Source organism: Xanthomonas sp. F14 (genome assembly GCF_014199865.1).
Genome location: NZ_JACHOM010000006.1, coordinates 168,450 through 192,222 on the forward strand (window position 1 = coordinate 168,450; position 23,773 = coordinate 192,222).

Here is a 23,773-nt window from a genome sequence, read left to right on the forward strand (position 1 = left end):
CGGCGGGCATGGCCGCTGTCATCGGTGCGACGCGACGCATCGCCTACAATTGCCGGATGAATGAATTGCGTGATCCCGGCGATGCAGTGATCGCCATCGTTGGCGGTGGCGCATCCGGGGTGCTGGTGGCGCTGCAGCTGTTGCGTCAGGCCGTGGCGCCGGTGCAGATCGTGCTGATCGAGCCGCACCCGGTGCTGGGCGAGGGCGTGGCCTACTCCACCGCGCGTCCCGAACATCTGCTCAATGTGCCCGCCGCGCGGATGAGTGCGCTGGTGGAGGCGCCGCAGGATTTCGTCGATTACCTGCGTGCGCACGCCTGCTGCCCGGAGCTGGAAGACGCACGGCTGCCGCAGGCTTTCGTCGGGCGCCGACACTACGCGCCCTACCTGTGCGAACGCCTGCAGGCCGCGCGCGCGCAGAGCCCGGCGACGCTCACCGTGCACAGCGCCCGTGTGCAGACGCTGCAAGCCGATGCCGATGGCGCGCGGTTGCAGCTCGACGATGGGCAGACCCTGCACGCCAGCAGCATGGTGCTGGCGGTAGGCAATGCGTTGCGGCCGTTGCCGCTGCGCGGGGCCACCGGCCTGTCGGCAACCCAGCGGGTGGAAGCCTGGGATACCGAGGCGGTCGCCGCGTTGCCGCAGGACGCGGCGGTGTGCATCGTCGGCTCGGGATTGAGCATGGCCGACACGGTGGTGACGCTGGCCGCGCAGGCGCATCGCGGGGCGGTGCACGTGGTGTCGCGGCATGGGCTGCTGCCGTTGCCGCAGGCGCACTGCGTTGCGGCGGACTTCGATCCGCAGCCGTTGCTGGCGCTGTCGCTGCGTGCGCGCATGCGCAGCTTGCGGCAGCATGCGCGGGTGGCGATGGCGCAAGGCCTGCCCTGGCAGAGCGTGATGGAGCGTGTGCGCCCGCTGAGTCAGGCTCTGTGGCAAACGCTGTCGGCTGCCGACCAACGCCGCTTCCTGCGCCACGTGGTGCGCTATTGGGATGTGCATCGTCACCGCATCGCCGCGCCGGTGCATGCGCAACTGCAGGCGATGCGGGCGCGCGGACAGTTGCAGCTGCATCGCGCGCGGCTGGAGGTGGCGTTCCAGGCCGGCGCCTGCGTGCGGCTCAGTGCCGGCGCCAGTGCCGGGCATGCCTTGCAGCTGGATGTGCAGACGCTGGTCAACGCCACCGGCGTGGAAATGCGCGTGCAGGCGATGCGCAACCCGCTGCTGCAGCAGCTGCTGGGGCAGGGCATTGCGGTGGCCGGGCCGCATGGGATCGGGGTGGATACCGCTGCCGATGGCTGTCTGATCGACGCCGAGGGGCGCGCCAATCCGCGGTTGCGGGTGATCGGCAGCCTGCGGATCGGGTCGTTGTGGGAGAGCCTGGCAGTGCCGGAGCTGCGTGAGCAGGCAGCGGCGATTGCGCGGGATGTGTTGGCATTGCCGGGGCGGTGAGGGGCCATTTTTCCCTTCTGCCGCCGTGAGAAGGCGGCGCGTAGCGCCGGATGAGGGCGCCTCAGACATCTACCAGTGCCTGCAGTGACAAACGCGTCGCCACGCGCTTTCGGAAGTGATGCACCGACTGCTTCGCCCCGTACCCTCACTCCAACCCCTCTGCCGATGCAAGAGCGGCTTACCCAACCGCTTCATCGCAATCTCAGCCGCAGCGACGCCACAACCGGTAAAATACGGCGGTGGATGTCTCTCATTTGCTCGATCATTTAAACCCCGCCCAGCGCGAGGCCGTTTCCGCGCCGCCGGGGCACTACCTCGTGCTGGCCGGCGCCGGCTCCGGCAAGACGCGCGTGCTGATCCATCGCATTGCCTGGCTCAACGAAGTCCAGGGCGTGCCCAACCACGGCATCTTCGCGGTGACCTTCACCAACAAGGCCGCCGGCGAAATGCGCCACCGCACCGACCTGCAGCTGCGCAACGGCAGCCGCGGGATGTGGATCGGCACCTTCCATGGGCTGGCGCACCGGTTGTTGCGCCTGCACTGGCAGGATGCGCGGCTGCCGGAAGGCTTCCAGGTCATGGACAGCGACGACCAGCTGCGGCTGGTCAAGCGCGTGGTGCAGGCGCTGGAGCTGGACGAGGGCAAGTATCCGCCCAAGCAGATGAGCTGGTGGATCAACGAACAGAAGGATGAAGGCCGCCGTCCGCAGCATATCCAGCCCGAGCCCAACGACGACTGGACCGAGGTGCGCCGGCAGGTCTACGCCGCCTACCAGGAACGTTGCGACCGCTCCGGCCTGCTCGATTTCGCCGAGTTGCTGCTGCGCGCGCACGAACTGCTGCGCGACACCCCGGCCTTGCTGGCGCATTACCGTGCGCGCTTCCGCGAGATCCTGGTCGACGAATTCCAGGACACCAACGCCATCCAGTACGCCTTCGTGCGCGTGCTGGCTGGCGAGACCGGCCACGTGTTCGTGGTCGGCGACGACGACCAGGCCATCTACGGCTGGCGCGGCGCCAAGGTCGAGAACGTCCAGCGCTTCCTGAAGGATTTCCCCGGCGCGCGGACCGTGCGGCTGGAGCAGAACTACCGCTCCAGCGCCAATATCCTGGGCGCGGCCAATGCGGTCATCGCGCATAACCCGGACCGGATCGGCAAGCAGCTGTGGACCGATTCCGGCGACGGCGATCCGATCGACCTGTATGCGGCCTACAACGAGGTCGACGAGGCGCGCTATGTGGTCGAGCGCGCGCGCCAGTGGGTGCGCGACGGCGGCAGTTATGGCGAAGTGGCGGTGCTGTATCGCAGCAACGCGCAGTCGCGCGCGCTGGAAGAAGCGCTGATTTCCGAGCAGCTGCCGTACCGTGTGTATGGCGGCATGCGCTTCTTCGAGCGTGCCGAAATCAAGGATGCGTTGGCGTACCTGCGCCTGCTCACTAACCGCAGCGACGATGCTGCGTTCGAGCGCGCGGTCAATACGCCCACGCGCGGCATCGGCGATCGCACGCTGGATGAAGTGCGCCGCCTGGCACGCGCCAACGCCTTGTCGCTGTGGGAAGCGGCGATGCTGTCCACGCAGGAAAACACCCTGGCCGCGCGCGCCCGCAATGCGCTGGCCACGTTCCTGAGCCTGGTCGGCCAGCTGCATGCCGAAACCGGCGACATGGAACTGGCCGAACGCATCGACCATGTGCTGATGCGCTCGGGCCTGCGCGAGCATTGGGCCAAGGAAAGCCGCAGCGGGCTGGATTCGGAATCGCGTACCGAGAACCTGGACGAACTGGTGTCGGTGGCCTCGCGCTTCACCCGCCCGGACGATGAAGACAGCCAGGGCATGACCGAGCTGGTGGCCTTCCTGGCCTACGCCTCGCTGGAAGCCGGCGAAGGCCAGGCCCAGGCCGGCGAAGAAGGCGTGCAGCTGATGACGCTGCATTCGGCCAAGGGCCTGGAATTCCCCATCGTGTTCCTGGTCGGCCTGGAAGACGGCCTGTTCCCGAGTGCACGCTCGCTGGAAGAAAGCGGCCGGCTGGAAGAAGAGCGCCGCCTGGCCTATGTGGGCATCACCCGCGCGCGCCAGAAGCTGGTGCTGTGCTACGCCGAATCGCGGCGCATCCACGGCCAGGACAATTACAACGTGCCCTCGCGCTTCCTGCGCGAGATTCCGCGCGAATTGCTGCACGAGGTACGCCCGAAAGTGCAGGTCTCGCGCACCGCCTCGCTGGGCGCGGCCCGCGGCGGACCGGTGCATGGCGTGGTCGAAGCTGCGCCGATCAAGCTCGGCGCCAATGTCCAACATCCCAAGTTCGGCGGCGGCGTGGTCGTGGACTACGAGGGCGCCGGTGCACATGCGCGCGTGCAGGTGCAATTCGACGACGTCGGCGCCAAGTGGCTGGTGATGGCATACGCCAATCTGACGGTGGTGTAGGCCGGCAACCGCGTCGCATCGCCGGGCAATGCGCGGCAGGGATTACGCGCCCGGATCCGGCCGGGGCGGCGTGTTCGTCGCCAACACGCCGCTGGCCAGTATTGGTGCATCGCCCGATGCATTCCCTGCGGCATCCGTGACACCCTTGCGTTCGAATCGAACGTCCAGAGATCCACGGCCCGATGCGCACCGAAAAACACAAGATGCTGGCAGGCGAGCTCTATAACGCTGCCGATGACGAATTGCAGGCCGACCAGGCTGCAGCCGCCGACTGGATGGCGCGCTACAACGCCTGTGCCGCGCAGCCGCCCGCCCAACGGCACGCGCTGCTGGTCGAGCGGTTGGCCGAGGTGGGCGAAGGCGCGGTGATCCGCCCGCCGTTCCACTGCGACTACGGCTACAACATTCGTCTGGGCGCGGGCGTGTTCCTCAACTTCAATTGCGTGATCCTGGATGTCTGCGAGGTCAGCATCGGCGAGGGCACGCAGGTGGGCCCTGCGGTGCAGTTCTATGCCGCCGACCATCCGCGCGACGCGGCAGGCCGCGCCAGCGGGCTGGAGTTCGGGCGGCCGATCCGCATCGGGCGCAACGTGTGGATCGGTGGCGGTGCGATCATCCTGCCGGGCGTGTGCATCGGCGACGGCGCGGTGATCGGCGCCGGTGCGGTGGTCACCCGCGACGTGCCGGCCGGCGCGATCGCGCTGGGCAATCCGGCGCGCGTACGCGCAAGCCGCGACGCTGCCGATGCCGCGCCAACCGACTGAGTGTTGCAGCACGCCGCGTGGCCGCATTGATGCGCATCAATGCGTGTACCGCAGCGCACTGTCAGGCTGAGTGCGCCGGCAGCCAGGCCGGTCATCCAAGGAGGTCACCATGTACAAACGTATCCTGATCGCCATCGATGCGTCCGAGTTGTCGCATCGCGGTTTGTTCCAAGGCCTGGAATTGGCCAAGGCCACCGGTGCCAAGGTGGATATCGTCACCGTGTCCGAGCCGTGGGCGATGGGCATGTACGACGCGATGGGCTGGAGCGTGGGCTACGAGGCAAGTCCGGAGTACCGCAAGGAACGCGAAGCTGCCGCAGAGAAGATCCTGCGCCCGGCGCTGGAGCTGGCGGCCGCGGCCAATATCAAGGCCACGTCGCGCCACGTGCTGGACCGCTTCGCCGCCGAAGGCATCGTGCAGACCGCCAAGGAGTGCAACAGCGATCTGATCATCATGACCTCGCACGGCCGCCGTGGCATGCGCCGCATGCTGCTCGGCAGCCAGACGGTGGAGGTGCTGACGCACAGTTCGATCCCGGTGCTGGTGATCCGCTGATCGTCGGATGTTTTGCTGCGCCAGAGCAGATGCAAAGCGTCCTACGTTCCAAGTCGCACAATCTCTCGTAGGAGCGCGCCTGAGCGCGACGGGGCGTTATCGGTAAAGCCTCATCGCGCTCAGGCGCGCTCCTACGCGGATTGCGGATTGGAGGTCAGTTTTCCATTGGTGCCGGCCGTGCAAGATGCCGTAACGCGTCGGTATGCAAGGGAGCGGGGCGCACCGGTGGCAGGCCGGCACGCACCGGCGCGTCATCCCGGTGTATGTGCTGGTTGAGCTCACGCAGGAAGCGCCCCACCGGAATGTAGTGTCCGCGGCGTGGCGCATGCGTCGGCGGTGCGGCGCGGCACTGGCGGCGCCAGTGCATCGGCGGCATGCCGAAACGCTGCTGGAAACAGCGTTGGAACTGCCGCTCCGACGCAAAGCCCATCTCATATAGCAGCCAGGTCAGGCTGCACTCCGGGTAGGCCTGCAGGTAACGGTACGCGGCGTACAGGCGCTGCTCGCGGATATAGCTGGCCACGCCCCCGCGCGACTGGAACAGCCGGTACAACGACGCACGCGACAGCCCGAACGCCTGCTGCAGGGACTCGGTACCGAGCTCGGCCTCGCCGATGTGCTGCTCGATGTAGGCCAGCAGACCGCTCATCAGCGGCGCATGCGCCTGCACCGCTGCCTGCGGGACGATGGCGCCGTAATAGTTGGTGTTGCGCATGCGGGTGCTGCCTGCGGCCCACTCCCCGGGGCCTGTCATCTGGTCAACCGAGAAAAGCGGCGCCAACCCATCATTGCCTGTCGTGAACCCGGTGCTGCGTCACGCATTGGTGCGATCGACCGCAGTCCAGATCGATCGTCCGGCCCTTTCCTCGCTGCACCGCGACACTGGAAGCGCCTGGCCCGGCTTAAGCGTCGGTGTGGTGGCTGATGCGGAGCCAATGGCATCGCATCGAGATCGGGGCTGGCAACGGCCGGCACGGGGTTGCGTGGGGTCGCACTGATTCGCCGCGTCGAATGGACAGGTCCTGCAGCGCGATGCCGGTCGCCAAGCGAATACCGAGGGCACCACGGCCCGACGACCCGCGGCAAAAGCGGTCGCAGATCACATGCTCGATGTCGCGAGACGATTTGTCGGGTGGTGGGCGGAGCCGCTTCTAAGGTGGTGCAACGGTAGACGCAACAGCCGTCGCAATCACTTCCGCACACCTGCGATTGATCCCGACAGCCATCGGTATCGCGCGCTGGACGGGCAGTCGGACAGCTTGTTCTTGGCGCCTTTGCCGCACACGTTTCAAGCCAGTGCCCGCTCTGCAGGAGACTTCAATGTCGTTCAATATCATCAGTTGCGATGGCGGCGGAATTCGCGGCCTGATCACCGCGATCCTCATCCAGGACCTGGATCAACACAGCAGTATCCTCAGCCACGCCAATTGCTTTGCCGGCACTTCCACTGGCGGCCTGCTTGCGCTGGCATTGGTGAAAAACGTCCCGATCGGCACGATCATCGAGATGTACATGACCAAGGGCGCCAGCATTTTCGAACCCAATGGGTGGTTGCTCGATCAACAGGCGCAGGTGCAACGGCAAGGGGTGGATGCGGCACTGGGAAGCGGGCCGGGCTTCTTCAGCAGTCAGTACAAGAATGATGGCTTGATCCAGATCGCAAGCGGTCTCTTGGGTACAACGCAACTTGCACAAGCGCAGCGCCTCGTCGTCGTCAACGCCGCACGCCTGTGGGATGCGAGCAGTGCAAACTGGATGCCTGCCACGTTCTCCAACGGCGCCAACAATGCATACAGGCAGATCAGCATGGTCGATGCCGCATTGGCGACGTCTGCCGCGCCAACCTACTTCCCGCCTTATCGGATCGCCAACACGAACGAGGATTACGGTTTCTTCGCCGACGGCGGCGTGTTCGCCAACAATCCGGCCATGACCGCAGTGGCCGAGGCCATCGCCAGCGGCCAGGTGACCAACATCGGCGATATCCAGCTGCTGTCGCTTGGAACCGGCAGCAGCCCGCAAGGAATTCCGGCCGCCGCGATCGGTAATCCGCTGGGCTGGGGCGCAACGTCCTGGCTGCATCCCTGGGCCAGCGGCCCGGTCCCGGCCATGCCGTTGCTGAATCTGACCATGGACGCGACGGCCGAGCTTGCAAGCATCCAGGCCGAGCAGGTGCTGGCCGGCAACTTCAGGCGCGCCAATGTCGAGCTGCAACATCCCTACGCACTGGATGACTGGAAGCATGTCGCCGATCTGGCCAGCCAGACCCAGGCTTACCTGCAGACAGATGCCTGGAAACAGACGCGTGACTGGGTCGCCAGCCGCTGGACATAGGGCGGCTAGCGGATCTGTGCGCACGCGCAGCGTGGAGCTTCCGTGCGTGCAGCCGCGTCGACAGCCCGCTCGCGGGATTCAATCGTTTTGCCCGCAGCCACCAGGCAGCGCGCCGTGCGTGGCGTGCCGGCCCGGCGTTGACCCGGAATCCGGACGCGTTGGCAGCGCCAGCGTCGTCGTTTCCAGGTCGTAGCTGTGTTCCAGCCGGAACACATTGTGTTGGTTTGCCACCAGGAGAAAAAGAATGAGCATTGCATCGCCACATCTGCAGGATGAATCCGGCATCGAATGGACCGACGCCGTCAGTGACAAGGGCATTCCCTATCAGGTCGGGTTTCGCGGCAGCAACCAGGAGACGGTGCCAGCCGATGCTGCAGGTGAAGAAACGAAGAAAGATTTCGGCATTGCGGTCGCTTGGCCGCTGACCGGAAACAACTGGACCGATACCACCGCAGAGGTCAAATCGATTGCTGCGATTCCTCGCTACAGTCTCGGAGCCTACGGCGGAACCTGGGCCTACATCCTATATTTCAGCAACACCGAGCACTACGACTACTATTTCTACGACAAGACAGGCGATAGCTATCAGGTCAACACCTATCGCAACGGCGATCACTACGTCCGCTACAACTCGAGTGATCCGGCGATTGCCTTTATCAAAGGCAGCTGATTGCCGGACGTCGGCCAGGCGCCGGTCGCAACGCCGCGATTGCGGCCGGCGTCAATGCATCTCGATCCCGGCAAGGACCTGAAATGTTGTCTCGGTGGGCGCGTCCATCTGCTCCCTGATGTCGAGCGAACGTGGCAGAGGTTGGAAGCGGCATGAGTGCAGGCGCCGCCCCAAATGGTGTGCATGCTCTGGCGACATTCACGACTGCGGCGTCCAGCGACTCAGGGTTGTTTGCCACTGCAGGAGCCGCTAGACCGAAACCGGGTGCGTTGTGCGTCAGTCCCACGTCTGTTGCCACCACCCGCGTCACGATGTCCTGGAAACCCGATGAAGAATGCGGAGTTGCGCATCCAGGGTCGCTGCAGGCTGCGTCAATGGTGTGCCAGGGTGCCGGGTGACCGGCAGCCCATGGCGAGAGGCGAGTCGGGGCAGCCTTCCCAGCCCCGGAAAAAGGGCACTTATCATGGCTATCACGATCCTTTCCGCTGTATACGGTACCGGCAATGCAGGAGTCGATGTCACCCAGCTATGCCAGAGTAGCGTCGATACAGGCAATGACGATATCACCGCAAGCAATACCTTCTTCGGGACCGACCCCGATCCGGGCACAGTCAAAAACTTTGCGATTCTTTACAAGAATCCGGCGTTGAACAATGGGAATCCCATTGCGCTCGGTTGTGCGGAAAATGGCCAGATCGATCTGGTGCCTAATCCGCCTACTGCCAGTACGCCCGTTCCGGTGCCTAGCAACCCCAGTTTTACCGTCGTGCGTGCAATGTACGGGACAGGCAACAACGGTTACGACGTCACCTCGATCTGCCAGTGGCTGCTCAACAACGGCGGCACAGCGATCCCGGTGAGCAACGCGACGTTCGGCGGGGACCCAGATCCCAACGTCAAGAAGAGTTTTGCCATCGTCTACACCGCCGTGGGCGGCGGCGCGCAACAGTTCCGTGCCGGTGCAGAAGGTTCGACATTGAACTTGAGCTAGTCTTTTTTGAGCGGGGATTTACAGAGCTCACATGCCGCACATCAAGCGGACTGTTGGATCCGTGACGGTCCAGTACCTTCTCCCATCAGCGGGGAAGGACTGGAAGGCATGCAGCGCAGGAGACGCTGCCGGAAGAGCGCAATACCGGGTCGTGAGGAGCAAAACCCTGTAGCGCCAGGAGCGATATCGTCAATCCGGATCCGGGCAAGCGCAACAACCCGATGGAAGGCACGCTGATCCGCAGCGAACTGGTGGATGCCGTGGCTCTGTGGAAAAGCAGGATCTACGGCCCGGCATCCGGCAAGACCGGCAATGCCACGCTCACGCATGGGGCGGATGGCTTCTTGACGGTGGCGGGCTGCGTGGCGTTCTTCCGTCAGGGGCGGACCTGGTAGCCCGCACCGTGGTGGCTGTCCGACCCGGGCGGCCCGACGCGCGTGGTCGGGGGACCAGGCAGGCGAGCTAAACCGTTTGGTTTTGAAGTGCCTGCCCGGTCGCCAATGCGGGATACTGCGCTCCCACGCAGGCGAGATGGACCGGATGTCCGAGCTGCCGATCACCGAGTTGTTGCAGGCCTGGCAGCGCGACGAGCCCGGCGCGGGCGACGCATTGGCGCGGCAGGTCTACGAGGTGCTACGCGCCACCGCGTTGCGCGAGCTGCGGCGCGATGTGCGTGCCGGCCTGCAGGCGACCGAGGTGGTGCACGAGGCGTGGATGCGGCTGGAGCAGGGCCAGCAGGCGTTTCGCTCGCGCGCGCATTTCTATGCGGTGGCGGCGCTGCAGATGCGCCATTTGCTGGTGGATCTGGCGCGCCACCATGCCAGCGCCAAGCGGCTGGGGCAGGCAGTGACCTTGACGATCAGCCTGTCCGACGGTACGCCACGGCCGGAGGCCTTGATGGTGGTCGCCGATGCCTTCGACAAGCTGGCGCGGGTGGACGAGCGCAAGGCCAAGGCCTTCGCGCTGACCGAGCTGGTGGGTTTCAGCGTGGCCGAGGCGGCCGAGCAACTGGAGGTGTCGGTGCCGACGCTGGAGCGCGATCTGCGCTTCGCGCGCGTATGGCTGGCGGCGCAGCTGTGAGCGGCGCCGCCACCTCCTGGCAGCGCTTGGAGGCCTTGTTCCATCAGGCCTGTCAGCTGCCGGTAGAGGCGCGCGAGGCATTCGCGCGTGCGCAGGCAGGCGACGATGCGGTCCTGCGCGATGAGTTGCTGGCGATGCTGGCGGTGGAATCGCAGGCCACGCTGCGCGTGCGTGCGCCGTTGCAACAGGCCGCCGCGGCACTGCGCGCGCCGCTGCCGGAACTGCCGGCCGGCACGCGCTTTGGTGCCTGGGCGATCGACCGCCTGATCGGCGCCGGCGGCATGGGCCAGGTCTATCTGGGCCATCGCGCCGACGGTGCCTACGAGCGCGAGGTGGCGATCAAGCTGGTGGCCGCCGAAGCCCTGGATGCGCAGGGCCGGGCCTTGTTCGAATTCGAATGCCGGCTGCTGGCGCAGATGGTGCACCCGGCGATCGCGCAGATCCACGACGTGGGCACCGATGCGCACGGCCGTCCGTATCTGGTGATGGAGTATCTGCGCGGCGAGCCGATCACCTGGTGGTGCGATGCGCACCTGCTGTCGCTGCAGGCGCGCGTGCTGCTGATGCTGCGGGTGGGCGAGGCGGTGCAGCACGCGCACCAGAAAGGCGTGATCCATCGCGATCTCAAACCGAGCAACGTGCTGGTCAGCGCGGTCGACGGGCGGCCGATGCCGGGCGTGATCGATTTCGGCATCGCCGTCGATGCGTCCAACCCCGGCATGACCTCAGCGCATGGCCGTGGCACGCCCGGCTACATGAGCCCGGAACAGGCGCGCGGCGCGCCGGAGGTGGACGCACGCAGCGACATCTATGCGCTGGGCGCGATGTTCTACGAACTGAGTTGCGGGCTGGCCCCGGTGGCAGGCCGCGACGGCGTGCCGCAGCCGCCATCGCAGCGGGTGGCGGCAGTGCCGGCCGATGCGCGCGCGCGGATCTGCGCGGCGCGTGCGACCAGCCACGGCAAGCTGCAGGATCAGCTGCGCGATGGCCTGGATGCGATCGTGCTGCGTGCGCTGGCGCCGGAACCGGGCGCGCGCTATGCGTCGGTGTCGGCCTTGCTGGAGGATCTGCACCGTTGGCTGGATGGTTATCCGCCAGGCGCGTCGCAGGCCGGCGGCTGGTTGCGGCTACGCAAGTTCACCCAGCGCCATCGCAGCGGCGTGCTGGCTGCTGCACTTGTTTCGATCGCGCTGGTTGCCGGCCTGGGTGCAACACTGTGGTCGCTGCAACACGCTGCGCGCGATGCGCAGCGCGCGCAGGTCACCGGCGACTTCATGGGTTCGGTGCTGTCCAGCGTGGACCCGGGCATTGCGCAGGATCTGGACAAGACGCTGATGCTGCGTGTGCTGCAGCAGGCCTCGCAGCGTGCCGCGCGTGAGTTGGCCGAGCAGCCGGATGCTCGTACGCACGTGGAGCTGACCCTGGGCCGCACGCTGATCGCGCTGGGCGACTATCCGCAGGCGGTGCTGCATCTGCGCATCGCCCAGACCTTGGCGCGGCAGCACATGGGCGCGGCCAGCGTGCCGGCCCTGAAAGCGGCCTCGATGCTTGGCCAGGCGCTGACCGGCGCCGGCAAGGCCAGCGAGTCCGAGCATGTGCTGCGCCAGAGCATCGCGCTGGCGGCAGGCGGCGATGCAGAACAGCAGGCGCTGGGCAACGAGATGCGCGCGCGGCTGGCATGGGCGTTGTGCGACCAGGGCCGCATGGCCGATGCCATGGCAGAGGGCCGGCATGCCTATGTCGCCGCGCTGGCCAACGGCGCCAGCACCGCCGATCAACGCATTGATGCCGGCAATGTCTATGCCGGCCTGCTGGCCGACGTCGGCCAGCTGCTGCCGGCGATCGCCCTGCAGCGCAGCCTGCTGCGCGAGCGTATCGCCATGCGCGGGCCGGAGCACCCGCTGGTGCTGTCGATGCGCAACAGCCTGGCGGTGTTCCTGCTGATGCAACGCGACTTTGCCGCTGCCGAAACCGAACTGGCCTCGTTGCTGCGCCTCACCCGCAAGCTCTACGGCGACAACGCCGCCGACACCTTGATGGTGGAAAGCAACCTGGCCCACGCATTGCGGCAGCAGGGCAAGCTGGCCGACGCCGGCCCGCATTACCGCGCCGTCCTGGAGCGCGCGCGCACCCTGTTCGGCGACGATGCGCCGGCCACCATCGGCTATCGCAGCAACCATGCGTTGTGGCTCTTGGACAGTGGTCAGCTGGATGCCTCGCTGGCCGAACAGCGCGCGTCGCTGGCGTCGTCCATGCGGATACTGGGCCGTGCGCATCCACAGACCGCCGAGATCCTGCGCGGCCTGTCCGAAGCCGAGCGCAGGCTCGGCCAGCTGGCCGCCGCGCGCGACCACGCGCAGCAGGCATTGCAGATTCTGACCGGCATCTATGGCGATGCCGAGCAACCCTTGCGCGCCGCACGCCAGACCTTGGCACTGGTCGCCCCGGCCAAGGCGCTTGCCGCAACCTCCAGCGCAGAAACCATGGAGTCGGTGGCGCAACGCTGAGATGAAGTATCGGGCCGGCCAAGTGCCGCCGGCCGACAGCACAGGCAATCCCTGTCGCCATGCGGCAGCGTACCGAGACCATCGGCCATCTAGCCCGGCACTAGGCTGTCACCGAAACCAGCGCCGCAAGACCCGCGAGGCTTACGCTCTCCGATTCCCGACTCCCGACTCCCGACTCCCGAATCACCAGCTATACAGCTTCCAATACACCTTATTGACCTTGTCCTTCTCCGCATCGGTATGCCCGTCGTGGTCGCGGTCGTACAGGAAGTAGGGCGCACCACGGGCAGGCGTCACCCGCACCATTTCCAGCTGGCCGTTGACCCGGTACTCGTCGACCTTGTCGCCGTTGCCCATGGTCTTGCTGGTGACATCGGCACCGGCGGGGATACCGTCGCCGGCAGTACCGCCGGAGGTGGTGGCGCAGCCGCCGAGCAGCAGTAACGGCAGCAGCAAAAGACTCGCTCTCTTCATCGTCGTCATCCGTTCTAGGTCGTCGGCAAGTATGCGCCGGCACGATGTGGCGTGAGCGTGCAGCGTAGAATTGGCGCATGAGCAGATTAGTCCTGATCGACGGGTCCAGTTACCTGTATCGCGCGTTCCACGCGCTTCCGCCGCTGACCAATGCCCAGGGCGAGCCCACCGGTGCCTTGTTCGGCGTGGTCAACATGCTGCGCGCCACCCTGAAGGAACGCCCGGCCTATGTCGCGTTCGTGGTGGATGCGCCGGGCAAGACCTTCCGTGACGATCTGTATGCCGACTACAAGGCCAATCGTCCGTCGATGCCCGACGACCTGCGCGCGCAGGTGCAGCCGATGTGCGACATCGTGCATGCGCTGGGCATCGACATCCTGCGCATCGACGGCGTGGAAGCCGACGATGTGATCGGCACGCTGGCCCTGCAGGCCGCCGCCGACGGCCTGAGCGTGACCATCTCCACCGGCGACAAGGACTTTGCCCAGCTGGTCCGCCCGGGCATCGAACTGGTCAACACCATGAGCGGCAGCCGCATGGATTCGGACGAGGCGGTGATCGCCAAGTTCGGCGTGCGCCCCGACCAGATCGTCGACCTGCTGGCGCTGATGGGCGACACCGTGGACAACGTGCCCGGCGTGGAGAAGTGCGGCCCCAAGACCGCCGCCAAATGGCTGGCCGAATACGACTCCCTCGATGGGGTGATCGCCAACGCCGACAAGATCAAGGGCAAGATCGGCGACAACCTGCGCGCCGCGCTGCCGCGGCTGCCGCTCAACCGCGAACTGGTCACCATCAAGACCGACGTGACCCTGGCCAGCGGCCCGCGCGCGCTGGACCTGCGCGAGCCCAACGCCGAAACGCTGGCGGTGCTGTACGCACGCTACGGCTTCACCCAGGCGCTGCGCGAACTCGGCGGTGCAGCCGCCCAGGCCGGCCTGTCGACCGAACCGATGCCGTTGGGAGCCGCCGCAGCCAGCGCCCGTACCGAACCCGGACGCGCGCGCGGCACCGGCTTCGTGTCCGGCCCGGCCAGCGCCCCGGTGGACCTGGACCCCGCGTTGTCGGCGCCCGGCCAGTACGAGACCATCCTGACCCAGGAACAGCTCGACAGCTGGATCGCGCGCCTGCGCGCCGCCGGCCAGTTCGCCTTCGATACCGAAACCGACAGCCTGGACCCGCTGCAGGCCGACCTGATCGGCCTGAGCGTGGCCGCCGAGCCCGGCCAGGCGGCATATCTGCCGTTCGGCCACAACTTCCCCGGCGCCCCGGCCCAGCTCGACCGTGCCCAGGCGCTGGCGCAGCTGGCGCCGCTGCTCACCGACCCTGCGGTGCGCAAGCTCGGCCAGCACGGCAAGTACGACCTGCACGTGATGCGCCGCCACGGCATCGCCCTGGCCGGCTACAGCGACGACACCTTGCTGGAAAGCTTCGTGCTCAATTCCGGCAGCGCCCGCCATGATATGGACAGCCTGGCCAAGCGCTACCTGGGCTATGACACGGTCAAGTACGAGGACGTCTGCGGCAAGGGCGCCAAGCAGATCCCGTTTGCCCAGATCAGCCTGGACGACGCCACCCGCTACGCCGCCGAAGATGCCGACATCACCCTGCGCCTGCACCAGGTGCTCGGCCCCAGGCTGGCGGCCGAGCCGGGCCTGGAGCAGGTCTACCGCGACATCGAGATGCCGCTGGTGGAAGTACTGGCACGCATCGAAGCCAACGGCGTGTGCGTGGACGCGGCCGAACTGCGCCGCCAGAGCGCGGACCTGTCCAAGCGCATGCTCGCCGCCCAGCAGAAGGCCACCGAGCTGGCCGGGCGCAGCTTCAACCTGGATTCGCCCAAGCAGCTGCAGGCGCTGCTGTTCGACGAGCTCAAGCTGCCCGCCGTGGTCAAGACGCCCAAGGGCCAGCCTTCGACCAACGAAGAGGCGCTGGAAGCCATCGCCGACCAGCACGAGCTGCCGCGGGTGATCCTGGAATACCGCGGCCTGACCAAGCTGCGCAGCACTTACACCGACAAGCTGCCGGAAATGATCCACCCGCAGTCCGGGCGCGTGCACACCAGCTACCACCAGGCCGGCGCGGCCACCGGGCGGCTGTCCTCGTCCGATCCGAACCTGCAGAACATCCCGATCCGCACCGAAGACGGCCGCCGCATCCGCCGCGCCTTCGTCGCCCCGGCCGGGCGCAAGCTGATCGCCTGCGATTACTCGCAGATCGAACTGCGCATCATGGCGCACCTGTCCGGCGACCCGGGCCTGGTCGGTGCGTTCGAGTCCGGCGCCGACGTGCACCGCGCCACCGCCGCCGAGGTGTTCGGCCGCACCATCGACACCGTCAGCGCCGACGAGCGCCGCGCCGCCAAGGCGATCAACTTCGGCCTGATGTACGGCATGAGCGCGTTTGGTCTTGCCCGGCAGCTCGGCATCGGCCGCGGCGAGGCGCAGGACTACATCGCGTTGTACTTCAGCCGCTACCCGGGCGTACGCGACTTCATGGAAACCACCCGTCAGCAGGCACGTGACAAGGGCTACGTGGAGACGGTGTTCGGCCGCCGGCTGTATCTGGACTTCATCAACGCCGGCAGCCAGGGCCAGCGCGCCGGCGCCGAGCGCGCCGCCATCAACGCACCGATGCAGGGCACCGCCGCCGACATCATCAAGCGCGCCATGGTCAGCGTGGACGGCTGGATCGCCGACCACGCCGAGCGTGCGCTGATGATCCTGCAGGTGCACGACGAACTGGTGTTCGAAGCCGAGACCGATTTCGTCGACACGCTGCTGAGCGAAGTGACCACGCGCATGTCGGCCGCGGCCGAATTACGCGTGCCGCTGGTGGTCGATTCCGGGGTTGGCGATAACTGGGATGAGGCGCACTGACGCAGCAGATAAGGCTGATATGCTGAATGCGCAGACCAGACATAATACGAATCGAGCCTGCGCCGATGGAATGAATAACCGCTAAATTCTACATATTTTTAACAGTTATCTTCACGATCCATCAATGTAGAAAATGGTGTCATATCCCTCGACGGGCGCAACGCCTGTCGGCAGATCTCTCCCATCCCCTGGAGCAGATCTCGGAGCGGAAACTACTCCCCAAGTTTCCGTTCCCTGGCCCCGCCGACCTCCCCCTGGTCTGCGGGGCTTTTTATTTCCGGCCTGCAATTATTTTGCTACGCAACATAACCGGTTCATCGTATTGCACGCTCCACCGGCGTCGCGGGAAATCACAAATTTAAATAGGTCGAATTAACTCAATCGATCAACACAGCGTTTCATTAGCGCTGCGTTTTTTAATTGAGGGATTCAACCGAGCCAGTCGCGCGGGACCAGATAGTCCATCAGCCGCGCCTCGGCGCTGCCCGGTTCTGGCGTAAAGCCGTATTCCCAGCGCACCCGTGGGGGCAGGCTCATCAGGATGCTTTCGGCCCGCCCGCCACTTTGCAGGCCGAACAAGGTGCCGCGGTCGTAGACCAGGTTGAACTCCACGTAGCGGCCGCGGCGGTAGAGCTGGAACTCGCGCTCACGCTCGCCGTAGGGCGTGTCCTTGCGGCGCTCGACGATCGGCAGATAGGCATCCAGGAAGCCGTCGCCAACCGCGCGCTGGTAGGCGAAGTCGCGTTCGAAATCCTGCCCCAGGTCGTCGAAGAACAGCCCGCCCACGCCACGCGTCTCGTTGCGGTGACGCAGGAAGAAGTATTCGTCGCACCAGCGCTTGTGCGCGGCATAGCGCTCCTCGCCGAATGGCGCGCACAGCGCCTGCGCGGTGCGGTGCCAGTGCAGCACGTCCTCGTCCACCGGATAGAACGGGGTCAGATCGAAGCCGCCACCGAACCAGGCCGCCACCACCTCGCCATCGCGCTCGGCACGGAAGTAGCGCACATTGGCGTGGGTGGTGGGGATGTGCGGGTTGTGCGGGTGGAACACCAGCGACACGCCGCAGGCGCGCCACGTCGCCCCTGCCAGTTCTGGCCGGTGCGCACTGGCCGAAGGCGGCAGGCGCGAGCCGGACACGTCCGAAAACCCGATGCCGGCCTGCTCGAACACCGCGCCATCGCGCAGGATGCGGGTGCGCCCGCCACCGCCCTCCTCGCGCTGCCACAGGTCTTCGGCAAAACGCGCGCTGCCATCGATGGCTTCCACAGCAGCGCAGATACGGTCCTGCAGGCCGGTCAAATAATCGCGTACACGGTCGAATTCGTTCATGCCACGATTCTAAGCGGTGCATCGCGCTTCATGCAGTCGGGCAAACGCGCCCGTTTGTCGCAGGGCGAGGCGCTGCGGCGTGTAGGCAACGGGTGCTTGGCCAGCCGGGCTTTACCGGGTCGTCCCACGCCAGGATTCATATGCCGGCTGTTTTCTAGTTGGGACCGGGCAGTGTGGGCGAGGCAGAAGCAGCAGAAGCGGAAGAGGAAGCAGAAGCAGAAGCAGGGCATGCGATCGGCGGTCTGGCTGCAGGGCCCTTGCCCGCCCACCATCGCAGGACACGCCGCAAGTACGTCCCTCTTTAGGCGCTTACGCGGCATCCATGCCGCGTCAGGTCCCGCGACGGTGGGCGGGCAAGGACCCGTCGCGATGGTGGGTGTGCATGGTTTCGACAGAGCAACCGGTAACCGGTGCGGTGTCCTTACCGGTTCCGGGACCCTTGGCGGCATGGACGCTGCCAGGAAGCCTCCACAGACGGATTCACGGCGTGTCCCGGAAGTGGTGAGGGCATGCGCCCTCGACCCACCGGGCTTGTGATTCAAGCCTCGTGCCGTGTCTAACCGTCGCCAAGGCTCGACGTCTCGATTTCCTCATGCGTTGCGCCCGCGCGAGGCGGCAAATTCGGCGCGCACTGCGGGCGTGCACAACCGCCATGCCAGCGCTGCGTGGAGACAGCCGATTGCCAGCACGCCCAGGCCTGTCAGCAGCAACGCCGCCTGGCGGGTTGCCTGCAGGCGTGCCTGCAGCTGCGGCCACTCGGGGCTGTGCACGACATCGGCAGGCAGCATTGCCTGCACGCCCTCGAACAACGGCCCGATCAACGCCAGGCCACCGACATTGAGCAGTGCAGTCACCAGCAGCACCGCCACGAACCCGACCCGCGCCCACTCGCGTCGCTGCAGCAAGGCCCAGCTCAACCATGCGAAGGCCACCGACAGCACCACGCCTACGACGGACAATGACAACGCATGATCGATCAACCACTGCAACGAGGTGGGCAGGATGATTCCTTCGGGCAAGCCCAGCGCCGCCGCGTCGGGCATCAGTACGATCATCACGATCTGCAGCAGGTTGGACATCGCACTGACGACACCCAGCAGCAGGGACACCCATGCCAGCGGCGTGACGAAGCCGCCGCGCGGTCGAGGGCGCGGTGTCGGCGCGCTCATTGCAGCGATGCGATATGGGCGGCCACGGCGGCCTGGCCAGCCGGATCCAGGGCCGGCTGCAGTTGCGCGTACCAACCGGGCAGGGCGTCGGCCGGCAGGCACTGGCGCAACAACGGTGTGCTGCGCTCCAGGAAGGCTTCGAAGAAGGGCAGCCCGCGCACGTAGAGGAAGTGGCTGTCGGTGATCGACATGCCGGCGTAGGCCTCGCGCAACCACTCCAGATGCGGCAACGCGTGCGCGCCGTGGCCGGCGCGGGTCAGCGCGGTGAGGAAGCTGGTGCGCGCGGTGGCCGGCGAGGTGGAGCGCTCCTGCGCATTCAGATCGTCGAAGGTCAGCAACCACTGTTCGCCACGATCGATCTCGTTGCACATCACCGAGGTGGTCGCCAACTGCAATGCGTTGTGCGCGGTGGGCTCCAGTTCGTACAGCGCCAGCCAGTGCGGGTACGCCTCGCGATAGCGGTCCAGCGCGCTCAATGCCAACGCGCACAGGCGTTGCGCGTCGGCACCCAGGTGCAGCTGCGCTTGCGCAGCGTTGTAGGCGCCCAGCTGATCGCCGCGCTGGAACAGGCTCAGTGCGGGCTGCAATGCCGGGTCGATCTGGACTTCGGTATCGGTGTCATCGGTTGCAGCTGCCGGCGCTGCGGTCGGTTCGGCTCGGGGCGTCTTCGCCACCGGGGTCTTGCGTCCAAACAAACGGTCCCACAGGCCCATCGCGATTACCTTCTGCGCGCCGCGAATCGGAAACCGCTGCGGTGCCGGCGGCGCTCCGGTCGGGCGGCGGGCCGGCAAAGGGGAGCGCAATGCGCCAGCGGTCTGCCGATCCTGCGCCAAGCTTAGGGCCAGTTGCGTACGTGCAGGTGAGTGCCGGGCAGGGTGACGCATGGCGATGGCTACCGTGGCAGCGCATCACGCGTGCAACCTGGGCGATCTGTCGCTTGCTGCAGCATGGGGATGCCGGCGCCGCGCGCGATGTCATCGACCGGGCGATGCAGCACGCATCGCCTGGCCGCAGCGGCATGGCTTACGGCTTTACCTGCTCATTGAACAGCTTGAGGATGCGCTTGTATTCGTCCAGCCACGAATCGGCACGCGTAAAGCCGTGGCGTTCCAGCGGATACGGCGCCACCTGCCAGTTGTCCTTGTGCAGCTCCATCAACTTCTGGGTCATGTCGACCGAGTCCTTGAAGAACACGTTGTCGTCGATCATGCCGTGCGCGATCAGCAGATGGTCGCGCAACCCGTCGGCGTAGTTGATCGGCGATGAGGTCTTGTAGGCCTCGGGATCGAGCTCGGGCGTGTTGAGGATGTTGGAGGTGTACTCGTGGTTGTACTGCATCCAGTCGCCGACCGGACGCAGCGCCGCGCCGGCCTTGAAGGTGCCGGGGCTGCGGAACAGCGCCATGTAGGTCATGAAGCCGCCGTACGAGCCGCCGTAGATGCCGGCACGCGCGCGGTCGCCCTGCTTCTGCGTCACCAGCCACTCCAGCCCGTCCAGATAGTCTTCCAGCTCCGGGTGGCCCATGTTGCGGTAGATCGCGGTGCGCCAGTCGCGGCCGTAGCCTTCCGAGGCGCGGTAGTCCAGGTCCAGCACGATGTAGCCCTGTTGCACCAGCAGGTTGTGGAACATCTGCTCGCGGAAGTACGGCGTGTAGCGCTGCGAGACGTTCTGCAGATAGCCTGCGCCGTGCACGAACATCACGATCGGATACTGCTTGCCGGGCTCGGGGTTCTGCGGCCCGTAGTACTTGCCCCAGACCGTGCCGGCGCCATGCCTGGACGGTACCTGCACATACTGCGGTGCGATCCACGGCTGCGCCTTGAACGCGGGCGTGCGGGTGTCGGTCAGCAGCGTGGCCTGGCCGCCTGCGGCCGGCACCACCGCCAGCTGCGGTGGCAGGTAGCTGCCTGAGTAACGCACCAGCAGTTGCTGCCCGTTCGGCGACAGGCTGAAGCCTTCCACGCCATTCAACGCAGTGACTTCGCTGAGCTGGTCGCTGCGCAGATCCAGCTTGCACACCTCGTAATCGCCCGGCCATTTCTGGTTGCACAGGAAGAACATGCTGCTGCCGTCGGCGCTGGGCACCGGCATCGACACTTCCCACTTGCCGCGCGTGCGCTGGCGCGGCTTGCCGTTGCCTTCCACCGTGTACAGCTGCGAATAGCCGGATTCTTCCGACAGCAGCCACAGCGTGCGGTTGTCGGGCAGCCAGCCGAAATCGTTGAAGTCCCAGTTGATCCAGGCGCTGTCGCTCAGGCGGTGCCGCGGCTGTAACGTGGCGTTGGCCAAGTCCACGCTGGCGATCCAGCGGTCCTTGTTGTCCACCGCGCGAATCTCCACCGCCACGTTGAGCCCGTCGTCACTCCAGTGCACCGCCGGCCCGCTGCCGTCGCCGTCGCTTTCCACACGGACGGCGCGGTTGCCCTTGAGCGCGTCGCGCTTGGCGGCCTTGCGCAGCGCGGCCAGCGGGTCGGTGGCGATACCCGGCAGGGTGTCGAAGGACAGCGGTCTTGCAGTGCCGGCGCTGACATCGACCAACCACAGCGCATGCGCCACCGGCGCATTGCGACCGACGCGGGTGCGCACTTCCTGGAATTCCTCGTAACCGGATTCGGTCACGTACTTGGGCATCTTGCCGGCCTGGCCCTCTTCGGCACCCTTGGCCTGGGTGACCACCAGCAGGTGGCGGCCGTCCGGCGACAACGCGCTGTCGACGATCTCCACCTCATCGCCCAGGTACACCGGCGCCGCCGCACGCGTGGCATCGGCGCGGCGCCAGGCGTCTTCCTGGGTGCGTAACGCATCACGCTGCTCACGGTCGCGCCGCAGCGTGGCCAGCGTGGCCAACTGCTGCTCGCGCAACACATCGGCCTTGGGCGCAGCGTTGGGATCGCGCTCGGCCTTGACCACTGCAACCTGCGCAGTGCCGCCGTCGGCGCGCCAGTGGTACCAGTTGTTGCCCGCGCGCCAGATCGCGCCGCCATCGCTGGCAAATTGCGGCCGCGATTCGACCTCGTTGCTGCGGGTCAGCTGGGTCAGTGCGCCGGAGCGCAGGTCACGCAGGAAGATGTCGCCATTGCGCGCGAACAGCATGCGCTGACGGGCCGCGTCGTAGCTCGGGTTATCCGCATCCAGGCCGGCGCGTGCGTTGTCGGCCACGCGTTCGGCGCCGCCGCCGCCGGCGCCCTGGCGATAGGTGTCGCGCACCGGGGAACCGTCGCGCTTGAGCAGGTATTGCACCTGTTTGCCGTCCCACTGCCACCAGGCCTGATCCACCGACGGCCCGATCCAGTCCGGATCGGCCATCACCTGTTCGATGGTGAGCGGTGTGGCGGATTGCGCATGCGCGGTGACAGCCAGCAACAACAAGGACAGCGGCAACAATCTGGGCATCGGTAACAACTGGACGCAACGAGGAGCGGACAAGCCTAGCAGCTCGCTTCCGCCGGGGGCTTGGGCCACAGGTCATGTGCGCGGTGGGGCGAGTGCGTCGTCGAACAGGCAAGGCATGGACGAGTGGCGGACGCGACCACAAGCGGTTGTGCGCGCATTGGCTCGCACGGGCGTACGCGCTTGACGGCCAATGCACGCCAGGTGCGATGCGCTGCTGCAATGAGTTGGAATGCGCTTGGCGCACGGGCCTTGCCAAGGTTCCCGACCGCCGCTTCCGTGGCGCAGCCGGAAACCTCCCGACTTGCCAGCAGGGCAGGTGGCGGCCAAGCTAGCGCGCTTTTGCGATTGCCGGTTCTCATGTCCAGCCTGCCTGTTCCTGCCGTTTCCCACCCGATGGCCGTCGGCGCGCCCGGCCGGCCGCTGGCCTGGCGCGCAGGGCAGTCGGTCGATCTGGCCACCTTCATCGCGCACGTGCATGGCCTGGCGCAGCTATTGCCGGACGGTCGCCACGCGGTGAATCTGTGCGAAGACCGCTATCGCTTCATGGTCGCGTTCTATGCGTGCGCATTGCGCGGGCAGGTGTCGCTGCTGCCGTCCTCGCGCGCGCCGGCCGTGGTCGGCGAAGTGCAGGCGCGGCATGCCGATGCCTACTGCCTGGGCGATCTGGCACTGGAGCTGGCACCGCCGCGCTATTGGCAGCTGCCGGCCGAGTTGCCGCAGGCCGCAGGCCCGATTCCGCAGCTGGCCGACGATGCCCTGGTGGCCATCGGCTTCACTTCCGGCAGCACCGGCAGCCCGCAGCCCAACCCCAAGACCTGGGGCAGCTTCCTGACCAGTACGCGTCAGGATCTGGTCGCGCTGGAAAGCCTGTGGGCGCACACCGATGCGGTGCCGCACGTGGTCGCCACGGTGCCGCCGCAACATATGTACGGCATGGAACTGTCGGTGCTGCTGCCGATGGTGACCGAGCTTGCGGTGCATGCGGGCCGCCCGTTCTTTCCGGACGATGTGGCGCGCGCGCTGTCGGACATTCCTGCCCCGCGCGTGCTGGTGACCACGCCGGTGCACCTGCGCGCGCTGGTCGAATCCGGCGTGGCGTTGCCGCCGCTGGTCGGCATCGTCTCGGCCACCGCGCCGTTGGCGCAGGACGTGGCCGCGGCCGCCGAAGCGCGGTTTGGCGGCGAGGTACGCGAGATGTTCGGTTCCACCGAAACCTGCGTGTTCGCGGTGCGCCGCACCGCGCTGGAGGCGGCGTGGACACCGCTGCCCGGTGTGCGCCTGGAAACGCAGGCGGCAGGCACCTTGGTGCACGCACCGCATCTGGCCACGCCGGTGCTGCTGGCCGACATGATGGACGTGGCTGCCGACGGCACCTTCCAGGTGCGCGGCCGGCAGGCCGATCTGCTGGAAATCGCCGGCAAACGCGCCTCGCTGGCCGATCTGACCCGTCGCCTGCTGGCCATCCCGGGCGTCGTCGACGGCACCATCGTGCAGCTCGCACCCGAGCCCGGTCAGGCGGTCGGCCGCATCGCCGCACTGGTGGTCGCCCCGACCCTGGACGAAGCGCAGATCCTCGCCGCCCTGCGCGTCAGCGTCGACCCGGTGTTCCTGCCGCGCCGCCTGCGCAAACTCGCCGCCCTGCCACGCAACGAAACCGGCAAGCTGCCACGCGATGTGGTGCTGGGTTTGCTCAACGGCTGATTGCAGGTGTCGCCACGGAGCATTGCTGCTGCGTGGCTGCAGCAGGTATCAG

General features: G+C 66.6%; 19 protein-coding genes. 12 read left to right on the top strand and 7 right to left on the bottom strand.

Annotation, left to right across the window (positions count from 1 at the left end; translation table 11 throughout):
- The first annotated feature begins 56 nt into the window (after positions 1 to 56).
- From GGR73_RS19070 to GGR73_RS19085, 4 genes are all read left to right on the top strand, one after another.
- Positions 57 to 1,448, top strand: a complete 1,392-nt coding sequence (locus GGR73_RS19070; protein ID WP_184458355.1) for an FAD/NAD(P)-binding protein — start codon at positions 57 to 59, stop codon at positions 1,446 to 1,448.
- A 239-nt stretch (positions 1,449 to 1,687) separates the two neighbouring features.
- Positions 1,688 to 3,874: a DNA helicase II gene (gene uvrD / locus GGR73_RS19075; RefSeq protein WP_184458357.1), complete on the top strand. Its 2,187-nt coding sequence runs from the start codon at positions 1,688 to 1,690 to the stop codon at positions 3,872 to 3,874.
- 182 nt (positions 3,875 to 4,056) lie between these two features.
- Positions 4,057 to 4,638 (top strand): sugar O-acetyltransferase, encoded by a 582-nt coding sequence (locus tag GGR73_RS19080; protein WP_126966205.1) that lies wholly within the window; start codon positions 4,057 to 4,059, stop codon positions 4,636 to 4,638.
- A gap of 109 nt (positions 4,639 to 4,747) precedes the next feature.
- A complete protein-coding gene (locus GGR73_RS19085) occupies positions 4,748 to 5,194 on the top strand; it encodes a universal stress protein (RefSeq protein WP_016902734.1) in 447 nt (148 codons plus the stop codon).
- A 154-nt stretch (positions 5,195 to 5,348) separates the two neighbouring features.
- Here GGR73_RS19085 and tagK read toward each other — a convergent pair whose 3' ends face one another.
- Positions 5,349 to 5,975, bottom strand: coding sequence for a transcriptional regulator TagK (gene tagK / locus GGR73_RS19090; protein WP_184458359.1), 627 nt, complete (start codon positions 5,973 to 5,975; stop codon positions 5,349 to 5,351).
- 515 nt (positions 5,976 to 6,490) lie between these two features.
- On the opposite strand from tagK, the gene GGR73_RS19095 reads away from it, so the two are divergent.
- Positions 6,491 to 7,528, top strand: coding sequence for a patatin-like phospholipase family protein (locus GGR73_RS19095; protein ID WP_326520868.1), 1,038 nt, complete (start codon positions 6,491 to 6,493; stop codon positions 7,526 to 7,528).
- A 78-nt stretch (positions 7,529 to 7,606) separates the two neighbouring features.
- Here GGR73_RS19095 and GGR73_RS19100 read toward each other — a convergent pair whose 3' ends face one another.
- Complete coding sequence (locus GGR73_RS19100) at positions 7,607 to 7,780, bottom strand: hypothetical protein (RefSeq protein WP_160954434.1); 174 nt, start codon at positions 7,778 to 7,780, stop codon at positions 7,607 to 7,609.
- Between GGR73_RS19100 and GGR73_RS19105 the strand changes: the two genes are divergently transcribed.
- From GGR73_RS19105 to GGR73_RS19125, 5 genes are all read left to right on the top strand, one after another.
- Entirely contained in the window at positions 7,773 to 8,198 is a 426-nt protein-coding gene (locus GGR73_RS19105) for a hypothetical protein (RefSeq protein ID WP_126966203.1), read from the top strand. The genes GGR73_RS19100 and GGR73_RS19105 overlap by 8 nt on opposite strands.
- A gap of 463 nt (positions 8,199 to 8,661) precedes the next feature.
- Positions 8,662 to 9,189: a hypothetical protein gene (locus GGR73_RS19110; RefSeq protein WP_104628246.1), complete on the top strand. Its 528-nt coding sequence runs from the start codon at positions 8,662 to 8,664 to the stop codon at positions 9,187 to 9,189.
- Between the two features lie 185 nt (positions 9,190 to 9,374).
- Positions 9,375 to 9,584, top strand: a complete 210-nt coding sequence (locus GGR73_RS19115) for a DUF2147 domain-containing protein (protein WP_258080531.1) — start codon at positions 9,375 to 9,377, stop codon at positions 9,582 to 9,584.
- 145 nt (positions 9,585 to 9,729) lie between these two features.
- On the top strand, positions 9,730 to 10,269 hold the full coding sequence (gene ecfK, locus GGR73_RS19120) for an ECF-type sigma factor EcfK (protein ID WP_046346102.1): 540 nt from the start codon (positions 9,730 to 9,732) through the stop codon (positions 10,267 to 10,269).
- Entirely contained in the window at positions 10,248 to 12,776 is a 2,529-nt protein-coding gene (locus GGR73_RS19125; protein ID WP_184458362.1) for a serine/threonine-protein kinase, read from the top strand. The genes ecfK and GGR73_RS19125 overlap by 22 nt, the downstream gene beginning before the upstream one ends.
- A gap of 183 nt (positions 12,777 to 12,959) precedes the next feature.
- Here the strand turns inward: GGR73_RS19125 and GGR73_RS19130 are convergent, their stop codons facing one another.
- On the bottom strand, positions 12,960 to 13,250 hold the full coding sequence (locus GGR73_RS19130; protein ID WP_026064381.1) for a DUF2782 domain-containing protein: 291 nt from the start codon (positions 13,248 to 13,250) through the stop codon (positions 12,960 to 12,962).
- Between the two features lie 77 nt (positions 13,251 to 13,327).
- Between GGR73_RS19130 and polA the strand changes: the two genes are divergently transcribed.
- Positions 13,328 to 16,129, top strand: coding sequence for a DNA polymerase I (polA, locus tag GGR73_RS19135; RefSeq protein ID WP_184458364.1), 2,802 nt, complete (start codon positions 13,328 to 13,330; stop codon positions 16,127 to 16,129).
- Between the two features lie 429 nt (positions 16,130 to 16,558).
- Here polA and hemF read toward each other — a convergent pair whose 3' ends face one another.
- The 4 genes from hemF to GGR73_RS19155 all read right to left on the bottom strand — a co-directional run bounded on the left by hemF (position 16,559) and on the right by GGR73_RS19155 (position 22,011).
- Complete coding sequence (gene hemF / locus GGR73_RS19140; RefSeq protein WP_024937543.1) at positions 16,559 to 17,458, bottom strand: oxygen-dependent coproporphyrinogen oxidase; 900 nt, start codon at positions 17,456 to 17,458, stop codon at positions 16,559 to 16,561.
- Between the two features lie 590 nt (positions 17,459 to 18,048).
- On the bottom strand, positions 18,049 to 18,627 hold the full coding sequence (locus GGR73_RS19145) for a hypothetical protein (protein ID WP_184458366.1): 579 nt from the start codon (positions 18,625 to 18,627) through the stop codon (positions 18,049 to 18,051).
- On the bottom strand, positions 18,624 to 19,340 hold the full coding sequence (locus GGR73_RS19150; protein WP_184458368.1) for a hypothetical protein: 717 nt from the start codon (positions 19,338 to 19,340) through the stop codon (positions 18,624 to 18,626). Before GGR73_RS19150 ends, GGR73_RS19145 begins: the two co-directional genes overlap by 4 nt.
- A 310-nt stretch (positions 19,341 to 19,650) precedes the next feature.
- Complete coding sequence (locus GGR73_RS19155; protein WP_184458497.1) at positions 19,651 to 22,011, bottom strand: S9 family peptidase; 2,361 nt, start codon at positions 22,009 to 22,011, stop codon at positions 19,651 to 19,653.
- Positions 22,012 to 22,377: 366 nt separating this feature from the next.
- On the opposite strand from GGR73_RS19155, the gene GGR73_RS19160 reads away from it, so the two are divergent.
- Positions 22,378 to 23,721, top strand: coding sequence for an AMP-binding protein (locus GGR73_RS19160; protein WP_179466061.1), 1,344 nt, complete (start codon positions 22,378 to 22,380; stop codon positions 23,719 to 23,721).
- Positions 23,722 to 23,773: the final 52 nt, after the last annotated feature.